The sequence below is a fragment of the Aminobacterium colombiense DSM 12261 genome (genome assembly GCF_000025885.1).
Taxonomy (GTDB): Bacteria; Synergistota; Synergistia; order Synergistales; family Aminobacteriaceae; genus Aminobacterium; species Aminobacterium colombiense.
This window is the reverse complement of sequence record NC_014011.1, coordinates 1,335,386-1,347,511: the sequence shown is the minus strand read 5'-3', so window position 1 is coordinate 1,347,511 and position 12,126 is coordinate 1,335,386. Positions and strand designations below refer to the sequence as shown.

Below are 12,126 nucleotides of genomic sequence, written 5' to 3'. Positions count from 1 at the left end.
ACATCGTATCTATAATTGACGGCAACTATCGCTTTCTTTCCCGACACTGCTTGCCGAAAGATGACTCATTATTTTAAGGCCATAAGCCTTCATATTCCTTGCAGCAGAAATTACTTTTAGAAGATCAACGTTAGTATGGACACCAATTTTCTCTAAGAAATTGACCAAGTCTTCTGTGGCAACATTTCCAGCAGCGCCAGGAGCAAAGGGACATCCACCCAGTCCTCCTGCAGCAGAATCAAAACAGTTGAATCCCAGATGCAAGGCTGCTAGAGTGTTCACCAATGCCATTCCATGGGTGTCATGAAGGTGAAGGAAGAATGGATAGTTTCCGTATTTTCCTCTGATTTTTGAAAGTGTCGTAGTCACTTCGAATGGATTAGCAGTTCCGATAGTGTCAGCAAGTGTAATTCCATGCACTCCTATTTCGAATATGGCATCGAGAACCCTGATCACGTTATCTGGATCAACGGCGCCTTCAAAGGGGCATTCAAATGCGGTAGCAACAGAAACGCATAGTTTGGTTTCTCCTTTTATTGCTGCTACCCTTTTGAGCTCTTCTAGAGATTCGGCTACGGTTCTCTTGGTGTTTGCTTTGTTGTGAGATTCACTGGCAGACAGTACAAAGTTGATCCAGTCAGGGTTAACTTTAAGAGCGTTTTCGGCGCCTCTAAGGTTAGGAATAAGCACTACAGAATCTACTTTGTCCTTCCATCTCTTGTTGAACTCTTCCATTACATCCGCTGCGTCTGCCATTTGAGGGATGGCTTTAGGGCTTACAAAGGATGTAACCTCCATTATTGAAATTCCAGTTTCAACCAAGGTGTTTATGAATTTTACCTTATCTTCTGTAGGTATGAAGTCCCTAACACTTTGAAAACCGTCTCTCGGACATACTTCACGAATGGTTGCCGAATGGGGGATCTGCTTGTCCATCATTAAAGAACACCTTTCCCTTCTAATTCTTTGACCTTTTCAATATCAAGGCCAAGAAGTTCTTCTAGTATCTCGGCATTATGCTGCCCAAGGAGAGGAGAGTGAGTTCTTATCGAGGTGGGGGTATCCGAAAGCTTAATATGGCTTCCAGTTATCGTCAGCTCTCCCGCTATCGGATGGTTAGTTTTAACAAACATTTCCCGGTCTCCCGCTATGTGGGGGTCATTTACGATTTTATCTATAGTCATTATGGGAGCGCAAGGAATTCCAGCCTTATTTATTAAGTCAAATGCTTCTTGGACAGTATGTTTCATGGTCCATTCTTCGACAATAACCTTGAGTTCTTCGTGTTTCCCCACACGGTCTTTGACTTCAAGGTATTCTGGGGCTTCTGCCAACTCAGGTTTTCCTATTACCTGACAAAGACTTTGCCATAGTTTATTGTTAGCAGCTCCGATTACAAGACTACCGTCGGAAGCCTTGAAGGAATCGTAAGGATAAGTAGACTCGTAACGATTGCCAATTCTTTGTGGAACCCTTCCTTCAACAAGATAAATCATGTTAATGATCTCGAGGCTCGCTACTGCAGAGTCTACAAGGGCGATATCGACTTTCTGGCCTATCCCAGTTATATTTCTTGAATTGACTGCAGCAAGAATGCCAATAGCACAGGAAAGGCCTGCCAAAACATCTCCCATTGCAGTTCCTGTACGGGTCGGTTCTCCTCCAGGCCATCCAGTAGTGCTCATAAGACCGCTCATAGCTTGGGCTATGATGTCATATCCAGGGCGCATTTTGTATGGCCCTGTATGCCCAAATCCAGAAATAGCGGCATAAATGATGCGTGGGTTGACTTCTTTCAGAGTTTCATAACCGATACCTAGTTTTTCCATTGTGCCGGGACGAAAATTTTCTGTCACAATGTCTGCTTTCTTGACCATTTTAAGAAAGAGTTCTTTCCCCACAGGATCTTTAAGATTAAGAGTCATTCCCCTTTTATTTCTGTTAAGGTTTATATAATAGGCACTTTCACCCTTTTGAAAGGGGCCCATAAAACGAGTATCATCACCTCGACCTGCTTGCTCGATCTTTATAACATCTGCCCCCATGTCGGCAAGCATCATTGTGCAGAAAGGCCCAGCCAATACCCTCGTGAGATCTAGTACCTTCAGATTTGTTAGTGCACCTTTTACCCCCATTAAATTTCCACACCCTTTCAGTAATATTTACAGTACAAGTTTCATTTTAAAAACATAGAAAAGCATTCATTCTCCTCGGAAATTGAACTAGTGAAATTTAAGGTAATATTCTTTCCTCACAATCTAAATGTTTCATAAAAAACGCATCCGATTTTAATGCTCGAAAGGTAAACTCTCACGGGAAACTAGTTTTTATTGAGGTTGTTGGCAATCATATTTTCATGAAGGAAGTAATCGCATTGCTTTGCGATGGCTAGTATAAAGTTTTTGCTTGTTTTAAGGTGATCTGCAATCTCGCGGGCAATGGTTTAATCTTCCAGGAAAGAAATTTTTGCTAATAAAAACCTCAGGTAGATCCAGTCACCGCTTTTGTTGATAGTCGACAAAATTATATATCTATATTCTTTTTTGTCAATTAAGTCGAACAAGGAATATTATGCATTTCACCTATCTATCATGAAAATAAAGCTAGCTGATGATAATGAGGATACGCTCTATGATTGAGATGCACGAGCTCTTTTAACTCAGATGTCTTCTAGTTTCTTTGTTTTTTACTACATCGCGTATATTTATATTTTGTAATGATAATCTGCTAATTAGATTCTCTAAACGATGCGTGCTAAATGACAATAATAATAGGAAAAATAAAAACCAGGGTTTTCTTTTTTAGTCGTCAAATTTTATTTTAAGAAGTTATTTAGAGTATATGTCGACACTATAGGCAAAAAACGGTAATTTTTGTTTCTTATCCTGCTGTTTTAGCGGTGTTTTGAAGTTATAAAAGCGCTTTTTAGCCCTAGTTGCAAAGGATCCCTTATTGCTGTATATTAAACATAATAGTAGTTAACTGTCGACTAATTGTAATTATATCGAGGCTTGTAAGGAGTAGAAATTATATGGTCAATAAAAAATGCGGTTCTGATGAAACGATTACATCTCAAGTGGTGAATTACATAAGAAATCAAATTCTTGTCTCAAAGAAGTATAAAAAGGGGGACAAGATAGTTGAGTCCAAAATCGCAGAAAAATTTAATATTAGCCGAGCTCCGGTAAGGGAGGCTCTTCGTCGTCTCGAGAGTCATGGTCTGGTAACCACCATTCCTCGAAGAGGAGCCTTTGTCAGTGCTTTTTCCGTGGAAGAAATGGAAGAGATTTATGGCTTGCGTTACCTTTTGGAAGGGAGCATATATGAGGCTTTGGTTAAAAAAGAACTTCTGAAAGAATCGGATTTCAGTTATCTCTCATGGCTCATTGACCAAATGGTGAAAATAGCACGATCTGAGATGACACCTGATGAAAAGGTTTTGGCCTTTTTTAAAAAAGATATAGAGTTCCATTACTTCACATGGCTCAAAGCAGAACGCCCTCGGACAATGAATATTCTGTCTGACTTGTATCATCAGCTGGAATTGGGAATGCTTGACGATCTTAGCAATGAAAAAAACCTTGAGGAAGCTGCTCGTAATCATTATAAAATCTTGGAATTCTTAAAAAGTGGGGAGCTCGAAAAACTTAATGAGAGCAGATCCTGGAGTCTTTTTGCAAGAAGGATAGAAAACATTAAATCCAAAGGTTAATTTTGTTTGCGAACGTCGAAAGATATTGGCAGTTAACAAGAGTTCATATGTTATAGGAGAGTATCGCTATTTTGAACAAGGAATAAAATAATGGAGGTGTAAGGAAAATGAAACTTGGGAGATTTTTTTCAACAGCTATTGTAGTAGCACTAATTATGACTTTTTGTGCTTTTCCAGCAATGGCGGCGGCATGGAGACTTTCCAACCAGCTTCCACCATCACACTTCATCTCCGAGGGTATGGATTGCTTTGCCCAGAAAGTTGCAGAGTACTCCAATGGAAAAATGAAAGTCGAGGTTTTTCACTCAGCACAGCTTTTTAAGGATACTGAGATCGTAGAAGCTGTTCAAGAAGGACTTGTTGAGCTGGCCTTGGTACCAGTCAACAAGTGGTCAGGGATGGTTCTCGCAGCTGATGTTTTTGAGATGCCCTTCATTTTCAAAGATCTTGACTCCCCCAAAAAGTTCATAGAGAGCGGTGCAGGAGATATTCTTGACAATGAATTTATGGGCAAGGGAGCAAAGGTTGTTTTTTGGGTAGATTACGGTCTTGTCCAATTCTATAACAGCAAGCGTCCACTAGCGAAACCTGCTGATTTTGCTGGTCTTAAAATAAGAACCTTTAGCAAGGGGACAGCTGATACAGTAAAGGCTCTGGGCGGTATCCCCGCAGTGATGAGCTCTTCTGAAATGTATATGGCTCTTCAGAGAGGCACCGTTGATGGTGCCACCACAGGAATGCCTGCTGCTGTTTCAAGAAAAATATTTGAAGTTCAGAAGTATATGACCCTTGCGAACTATACTACTGCCCAGTTTTTCGTCCAGGCGAACTTGGAATGGTGGGATTCACTTAAGGATGAAGAAAAGGAAGTTCTCCTTAAAGCCGGGGAAGATGCGGCCACATTTATCCGTGGATCAATAACTGCAGCTGAAGAGAAAGCCTATAACGTTATTAAAGATGGTGGAGTTCAGATTTACGAGCTCAATGATGAGGAAAGAGCAGTTTTCATGAAAGCGACAGAGCCTGTAAGGGATGCCTTTGTTAAGGAAACTGGCGAAGTCGGTAAAAAACTCATGGAAATCGTAGCATCCCTTGACTAACAGCAACGAAAATAAATTTTTAAAGTAAAAACTTTAGCATCATTTTAGTGAAGGGAGAAGGGTGCACAACCTTCTCCCTTCACTAAAACATAATGTTCTACCTTTTATTTGTAAAAATGAGGGGAACTTGAATTTAATAGAGTATTAAGATCAAGTTTGTTAGGTTGAGAAATTCTTGACATCCAAAGGTTCAATGGTGTTTTTGTTTTTCAGAAAATTATTTTCAGTAAGACAGGGGGAGTAGTCTTGTTCTCATCTTTAAAAAAACTTGCAGAAAGGTTAAATCTCCTGATTGGATACAGCAGCGGTTTAGGTATTCTGCTAATGGGGATCATCCTTTTTTATGAAGTTGTAGCAAGGTACGTCTTCAACTCACCAACTATTTGGGCACAAGAAATATCAGTTTTTATCTTCATGTGGACTATGTTAGCAGGTGCTGCCTATACGCTGCAAGTAGGCAAACATGTACGGATAGATCTCTTAGTCATTAGATTTTCAGAAAAGACTCAAAATTACCTTGAATTCTTTACTAGTATCATGGGAATGCTCTTTTCTGCTTATGTAACATTACAGGGTTTTGAAATGTTGAAGGTTACGCTTAAATATAATAAGTTGTCAGCGACGCCGCTGAGAGTTCCACTGTGGATTCCTCAACTTGCCCTTCCTGTGGGATTCGGCCTTCTCACTCTTCAGTTCATAATAATCTTAGGCGCTAAATTTCCTACCTTTAGCGGACATGAAAAAAAGGAGGGGGAAAATCAATGCTAAATTTCCTCTTGGTTATAGGCCTTCTTCTTATAATTCTTTTTATGGGACTTCCTGTTGCTTTCTCTCTGGGCTCTACTTCTGTTTTGCTTATATTTCTTTATAGTCTTCCTACCAAGATTGTTGGAACTACAATGTTTTCAGGCATGGAAAGCTTTACCCTTTTGTCCATACCTTTGTTTATTCTGATGAGCCAAATTCTTTTGGATGGAAGGGTCGGAGATGACCTTTTTGAAGTAATGAATGCCTGGGTCAGACATCTTCCTGGGGGACTTGCCGTTGCCACTATCCTTGCCTGTGCTTTCTTTTCAGCCATAACAGGGTCAGGTGCAGCAACAGCTGCTACCATTGGAATGGTGGCATATCCAGCAATGATAGAGAGAGGGTACGATAAAAAATTTACTTTGGGACTTCTTGCTGCCGGGGGAACACTGGGTATTCTGATCCCCCCAAGTATTCCTATGATTCTCTATGGTGCAATTACTGAGGAATCTGTGGGAAAGCTTTTCATTGCAGGAGTGATACCTGGGCTCGTGCTGACCGCCATTTTTGTTATTTATGCTGTAATAAAAAGCATGAGGGGAGGCTTTACTCCCATGGAGAGAACCAGCTGGCCTGAAAGATTAGCGGTAACTCGAAAGAATATCTGGGGAATTTTTCTTCCGATACTTATCATCGGTGGTATCTATAGTGGGATTTTTACCCCCACCGAAGCTGCATCAGTAGGTTTAATCTACAGCCTTATCATTACCGTAGTGATTTACAAAACTATAAAATTGAAGGAACTACCCGAAATCTGTCTGAAATCGGTGGGTACTTCCTGTATGATTGCAGTCATAATTGCTGCAGCAGTCCTCTTTGGTAAGGTCATGACAATGCTTATGATACCGCAAAAATTGACTCAGTTAATTATAGAGAACAATTTGTCGCCTCTTATGTTCATTCTCGCTATGAACCTGTTTATGATAGTACTAGGGATGATACTTGAAACAGTTTCTATCATTTTACTTACCATGCCTTTGGTCACTCCCATTCTCTTTGCTTTGAATATTGACCCAATCTGGTATGCTGTTATCCTCACCATAAACATGACCATGGCATTGATAACACCTCCCGTAGGGATGAATCTTTACGTTATAAATGGTCTGCGCGATGACATCTGCATGTCAGACATCATCCAGGGAGTATGGCCCTTCATCATACTCATGGCATTCATGTTGCTACTTTCTATAGCATTCCCGCAAATGAGTCTCTGGTTGCCATCAATAATGCATTAAGTCAGGAAGTGGACAGGTGATGTAGTTTTGAAAAAGGAAAATAGCAGAATCAGATTGAGGAAACTTCTTTCCAGAAAAGAAATATTAGTAGTTCCTGGTGTACATGATGGACTAACTGCCAGGATAGTTGAAATAGAGGGTTTTAATGCTCTCTATATGACGGGTTACGGAACTTCTGCGAGCATGTTGGGCAAACCTGATGTGGGATTACTTACCTTAACCGAGATGGCGGCAAGGGCATCTCGACTTGTAGATGCTGTGGATATCCCAGTCATAGCAGATGCGGATACAGGTTATGGCAATGCCGTGAATGTGACCAGAACTGTAAGGGAATATGAAAAAGCTGGTGTTGCATGCCTGCAGTTGGAAGACCAGGTAGCACCCAAGAAGTGTGGTCATATGCTGGGTAGGGAGATAATATCAATTGAAGAGATGACAGGAAAGATAAAAGCAGCCTGTGACGCCAGACAGGATGATGAGCTTTTGATTATGGCTCGAACTGATGCCAGAACCAGTTTTGGCATCAAAGAAGCGATAGAAAGAGGCAAAGCCTACGAAGAAGCTGGCGCAGATATTATTTTTATTGAATCTCCTGAAACAGAAGAGGAAATGAAACAAATTACTTCCAGTTTTTCTGTTCCTGTTCTCGCTAATATGGTGGAACATGGCCGTACCCCATTTCTTCCAGTATCTGCGCTCGAAGAAATAGGTTATGATCTGGTAATTTTCCCTGTGACCTCTACCTATGTCATAGCAAAGGCAGTGTCAGAAGTAATGAAAGTCCTTAAAGAAACGGGGTCTACGGGAAATATAGTAGATAAGATGATAGCCTTTGAAGAGTTCAACAAACTTATCGGATTACCTGCTATTTGTGAAATAGAGAAACGATACTCCACCGAAGGGAAATAGCAGCGGACAATTAATCTTCTGGGTGATTGCTCAACTTTTGAGGATTAGCTACGAAAAAATCAACTGGATGGAGGAGTAGCCATGAAAAAATCAACATTACTCAGAAAGAGGCTTAAGGAATCTCGGGCTATTTTAGCACCAGGGGTCTATGATTCGCTAAGTGCCAGAATATGTGAAATGGTTGGATTTGAAGCTCTTCAGCATTCGGGATACGGTACAGCTGCTGCGACATTGGGACAGCCTGACATTGGACTTCTCACTCTTTCCGAAATGACTTCTCAGGTCAGAGCCATAGCAAGAGCTGTCAATATTCCTGTGGTTGGTGATTCTGATAATGGTTTTGGAAATGCCATCAATGCCTATCGTACGGTACAGGAGTATATAGCAGCAGGGGCGGCAGGGCTTTTTATGGAGGATCAGGTTGCCCCAAAAAGATGTGGACACATGGAAGGCAAACAAGTGATCTCGTATGAAGAAATGGAGGGCAAGCTCCGGGCTGCCATGGATGCAAAAAAGGATCTTGATCCCGATTTTGTGATTATATACCGGACAGATGCCATTGCAGTTAATGGGTACCAAGATGCACTTACCAGAGCTAAGAGAGCCGCTGATTTTGGAGTGGATATGGTGTTTGTTGAAGCCCTGGAAACACGCGACCAGATCGAGAAAACGGCCGTAGAGCTTAGGGGCATTCCTCTAATGCTTAACCTCATAGAAGGAGGCAAAACACCCCTCATCCCAATAGAGGAAGCAGAGGAGATGGGGTATAAATGGGTTGTACCTGCTCTTTCTACCCTTTATTCAGCAGCAAAGGGTATGTTTGATGTGATGAGTGAAATCAAAGAAAAAGGAGTATCCGATCGATACCTTGATAAACTTATATCGTTTAGGGAATTTGCAGAAGTGGTTAACCTTGAGTACATCAGAAAAATGGAAGAAGAGTATCTTCCTAAAAGTGTAATTGAGGAAAAATACCACGGCAAAGAGAAGATAGTAGGATAAGAGGCCCTTGTTTAAAGGAATCAATTGAGCTAAGCCAAAGGCTTGAGCAGCCCAGGGAGCAAGTTAAAGAGCCCAACCGATTAACAGCGGCTGGGCTCTTACGTTAAATCAGATTGCTTCTTTTTTGTATGGAAATATTAGCTAATCCTGAGGTTCCCAGGTTTCTTTGCAGCGGTCGAGGATGTACTCCCAGTCCTTCTCTATATCGGCTTGGGCCTGTTCTAGAAGGGCTTTGGACTTCTCACCTTTAAAGAGGTGGGAATATCGTCCCTGAGGTTTCAGGAATTCCTCTACAGGTACCCGTTTTTTAGGCTTGTATGAGAGTTTCCATTCTCCGTCAATAACCTCATAAATGGGCCAGAAACGAGTATCAGCGGCTTTTTTGCAGATATCTCCCTGAAGGGCGGGATCGATTCTCCAGAAAAGAACACATGGAACAAGAATATTTACAAAAGCTGGTCCTGGAGTTTCAATAGCCCTCTTAACCTTGGCGGCTACATCCATGTGATTGAACAACGTTGTCTGAGCCACGTAAGGGACATGGTGGGCCGCTGCGATGCTTGTAAGATCTTTGGGCTTTTGCAGTTTGCCGGGAATGACGCTGCCTGCTGGAGAAGTGGTGGCATTGGCTCCTCGAGGCGTGGCGCTGCTTCGCTGGGCTCCAGTGTTCATATACCCCTGGTTGTTGTAGCAAATGTAGGTAAAGTCATGACCTCTTTCGAGGGCACCTGAAAGGGACTGAAGTCCAATATCGTAGGTTCCGCCATCGCCGCCAAAAGCGACGAACTTGATCTCTTTGTCTATTTTCCCTCTCTTCTTCAGAGCCTGATAGGCTGCTTCTACGCCAGAAACTCCAGCTCCGGCATTTTCAAAAGCCGTGTGAATCCATGGCACGCGCCAGGCGCTAAAGGGGTACACAGTTGTAGAAACCTCAAGGCATCCAGTAGCGTTAACCACTACGAGGGGGAAATCTACTCCCATGAGTCCCTGGTGTACAGCCGTAGGGGCTCCGCAACCAGGGCACATGCGGTGTCCCTGTGTCATAGGGCTTTTTTTATGAACAACATCTTTTATTCTTATACTCATCTTCGTTATCCCCCTATTCTAGAAGGCCGATGTAGTGCTCTTCGGGCGAAATGTTGCCATTTATGAGGTCCATAAAGATATTCTCAGCATACTGTGGGAAGAAATCCCTTCCGCCAAGGCCATATATGCAGCTGTTGGTGGGGATTAATTCTCCGGCAGCGTAGAGGGCGCTTCTGACCTCTGCCGCAAGTGGCGCGGTTCCGCCTAAGCTCAGGCTTCTGTCAAGAACAGCAACCGCTTTTTTACCCTTAAGGGCAGCAGCTATTGCTTCAGTGGGGAAGGGGCGGAACATGCGAATACGAAGGCACCCTACCTTGTGTCCCTTTTCCCTCATTTCATCTACCACATCTTTCACTGCTCCTGATGCAGAGGACATGACAACAATTACGTAATCGGCATCATCGGTTTTGTAGCAGTCGATCATGGGGTAGTAGCGGCCAGATATGGCTTCATATTCCTTTGCAATTCCGTCATAAAGCTCAAGGGCTTTTTTGTTTGCTTCGATCTGCTGACGCTTGATCTCAAAATAATACTCGGACATGGCAAAGGATCCGTATGTTACTGGATTTTCAATATCAAGCAATGGGTTTATGGGGGTCCGTTCTCCAATGAATTTCTTTACAGTTTCATCGTCCAGGTACTCCACAGGTTCGAAACCATGGCTGGTAATAAAGCCGTCCTGGCAGACAAATACGGGAGTAAGAACATCATTGTTCTCACTGAGCCGTATGGCCATAAAGGCTGAATCGTATACTTCCTGAGCATCTTCGCAGTATAGGTGTATCCACCCATAATCCCGTTGGGCCATGCTATCGCTGTGGTCGCAGTGGATATTTATGGGGGCTCCTACGCTTCTGTTCACTAGCCCAAAGACTATGGGGGTTCTGAAGCAACCCGCAATAGGGAATATTTCGTGCATGAGCGCTACGCCATTTGCGCTTGAAGCTGTCATGACACGAGCTCCCGCAGCTGAGGCCGTTACACAGGCAGTGATGGCAGAGTGCTCACTTTCTACTGTAACAAAGTTTGTGTCGACCTCGCCGTTGGCTACAAATTCTGCGAATTTCATGATGATATCTGTTGAAGGCGTGATGGGATATGCCGCAACGACGTCCGGATTTATCTGGCGCATTGCTTCAGCAAAAGCCCAGTTTCCTGATGTAATTTCTTTACGAGGCATCTTCTTCTGCTCCCTTCTACGCAAACTCGGCCTCAGGCCGCATCTCTATGGCCTTTTTGGGGCACACCTGGGCGCAAATTCCGCAGCCCTTACAGTAGAAGTAGTCGACACCCGTTACTTTTCCATTTTCATCGGTTGTAATGGAACGGTCCGGGCACTGAACCCAGCAAAGCATGCATGATATACACTCATCTTCATTCCATACGGGACGAATGCTTCTCCATTGGCCAGTTTCAACGTTTTCGGCCGAAGCTCCGTAAGCAATTCCTCCCATGGGAACATCCTGCCATTTTTTGGGTTTGCCTACATCCTTCATCTCTTTCCAATTCTTGCAGCCGCTCATCCGATCTGTACCTCCTCATAGCCCCTCCGGATGGCTCGGAGATTGGCGGATAGTACCTTTTCAGGCAATTTAGCCATTTTGTGCGCGAAGTGTTCAACGAATGCTTGAATGGGAACCTCTGTAAAGATATGAGCAAAGGTTCCAAGCATAGGAGCGTTGGGGCGGTTTTGACCAAACTCCTCCAGGGTGATCTTGGTTGCATCGATAGTGATAACCTTGACTGCATCTGGAAGGCCGAGTTTCTTCTTAATATCAGCTGGAGACATGGGGGTGTTGATAAGGTAGATTGTGTTATTATCACATCCTTCGGTTGGGCGGGCAGCATCGAGCAATGTTGGGTCTATGACTGCTACCACGTTAGGATTCTGTACACCGCAGCGTTTGCGGATAGGCTGGTCAGACACCCGGTTATAAGCTTTCATGGGTGCTCCCTGGCGTTCCGCCCCGTACTCGGGAAAGGACTGCACAAATTTCCCGGCCCCGAACAACACCTCGGAGAGTATGGCTGAGCCAGACTTGGCTCCCTGGCCTCCTCGTCCATGCCACCTGATCTCAATGGCCTGAGGCATTACTGCATCACTCCTTTCAAGTATTCATAAAATAGAGTTTAGTATGGCAATTTGATTGCGTCAACTCAAGTAATAAAAAAGTATTATCAGATAATGATAATTTCGTGCTGTGTTTCTCTTAAAAACAAATGTCGGTCTGTGTATAGGCAAGTGGTTCCGGGCGGTAGTTAATATAAAAAGAAA

The 12,126-nt window shown here is 43.2% G+C and carries 12 protein-coding genes; 6 read left to right on the top strand and 6 right to left on the bottom strand.

Going from position 1 to position 12,126, the window contains the following annotated elements; all coding sequences use genetic code 11:
- Window positions 1–9: 9 nt before the first annotated feature.
- Both AMICO_RS06745 and AMICO_RS06740 read right to left on the bottom strand, forming a co-directional pair.
- Window positions 10–939: a hydroxymethylglutaryl-CoA lyase gene (locus AMICO_RS06745; protein ID WP_013048705.1), complete on the bottom strand. Its 930-nt coding sequence runs from the start codon at window positions 937–939 to the stop codon at window positions 10–12.
- Entirely contained in the window at window positions 939–2,135 is a 1,197-nt protein-coding gene (locus AMICO_RS06740; protein ID WP_013048704.1) for a CaiB/BaiF CoA transferase family protein, read from the bottom strand. The genes AMICO_RS06745 and AMICO_RS06740 overlap by 1 nt, the downstream gene beginning before the upstream one ends.
- An 896-nt stretch (window positions 2,136–3,031) precedes the next feature.
- On the opposite strand from AMICO_RS06740, the gene AMICO_RS06735 reads away from it, so the two are divergent.
- From AMICO_RS06735 to AMICO_RS06710, 6 genes are all read left to right on the top strand, one after another.
- Window positions 3,032–3,712 carry a GntR family transcriptional regulator gene (locus tag AMICO_RS06735; protein ID WP_013048703.1) on the top strand — a complete coding sequence of 227 codons (681 nt, stop codon included), beginning with the start codon at window positions 3,032–3,034 and terminating at the stop codon, window positions 3,710–3,712.
- Window positions 3,713–3,819: 107 nt separating this feature from the next.
- Window positions 3,820–4,812 carry a DctP family TRAP transporter solute-binding subunit gene (locus AMICO_RS06730; RefSeq protein WP_013048702.1) on the top strand — a complete coding sequence of 331 codons (993 nt, stop codon included), beginning with the start codon at window positions 3,820–3,822 and terminating at the stop codon, window positions 4,810–4,812.
- 246 nt (window positions 4,813–5,058) lie between these two features.
- Entirely contained in the window at window positions 5,059–5,580 is a 522-nt protein-coding gene (locus AMICO_RS06725) for a TRAP transporter small permease subunit (protein WP_013048701.1), read from the top strand.
- On the top strand, window positions 5,574–6,854 hold the full coding sequence (locus AMICO_RS06720) for a TRAP transporter large permease (RefSeq protein ID WP_013048700.1): 1,281 nt from the start codon (window positions 5,574–5,576) through the stop codon (window positions 6,852–6,854). Before AMICO_RS06725 ends, AMICO_RS06720 begins: the two co-directional genes overlap by 7 nt.
- Before the next feature lie 54 nt (window positions 6,855–6,908).
- Window positions 6,909–7,763: an isocitrate lyase/PEP mutase family protein gene (locus AMICO_RS06715; protein WP_244392388.1), complete on the top strand. Its 855-nt coding sequence runs from the start codon at window positions 6,909–6,911 to the stop codon at window positions 7,761–7,763.
- An 81-nt stretch (window positions 7,764–7,844) separates the two neighbouring features.
- Window positions 7,845–8,765, top strand: coding sequence for an isocitrate lyase/PEP mutase family protein (locus AMICO_RS06710; protein ID WP_013048698.1), 921 nt, complete (start codon window positions 7,845–7,847; stop codon window positions 8,763–8,765).
- A gap of 141 nt (window positions 8,766–8,906) precedes the next feature.
- Here the strand turns inward: AMICO_RS06710 and AMICO_RS06705 are convergent, their stop codons facing one another.
- Genes AMICO_RS06705 through AMICO_RS06690 form a run of 4 tightly spaced genes read right to left on the bottom strand, consistent with a single transcriptional unit; the run spans window position 8,907 to window position 11,943 of the window.
- Complete coding sequence (locus AMICO_RS06705; RefSeq protein WP_013048697.1) at window positions 8,907–9,851, bottom strand: thiamine pyrophosphate-dependent enzyme; 945 nt, start codon at window positions 9,849–9,851, stop codon at window positions 8,907–8,909.
- Window positions 9,852–9,864: 13 nt separating this feature from the next.
- Entirely contained in the window at window positions 9,865–11,031 is a 1,167-nt protein-coding gene (porA, locus tag AMICO_RS06700) for a 2-ketoisovalerate ferredoxin oxidoreductase subunit alpha (protein WP_013048696.1), read from the bottom strand.
- A 16-nt stretch (window positions 11,032–11,047) separates the two neighbouring features.
- Window positions 11,048–11,374, bottom strand: a complete 327-nt coding sequence (locus tag AMICO_RS06695) for a 4Fe-4S binding protein (protein WP_013048695.1) — start codon at window positions 11,372–11,374, stop codon at window positions 11,048–11,050.
- Window positions 11,371–11,943 carry a 2-oxoacid:acceptor oxidoreductase family protein gene (locus AMICO_RS06690; protein ID WP_013048694.1) on the bottom strand — a complete coding sequence of 191 codons (573 nt, stop codon included), beginning with the start codon at window positions 11,941–11,943 and terminating at the stop codon, window positions 11,371–11,373. The genes AMICO_RS06695 and AMICO_RS06690 overlap by 4 nt, the downstream gene beginning before the upstream one ends.
- Between the last annotated feature and the right edge of the window lie 183 nt (window positions 11,944–12,126).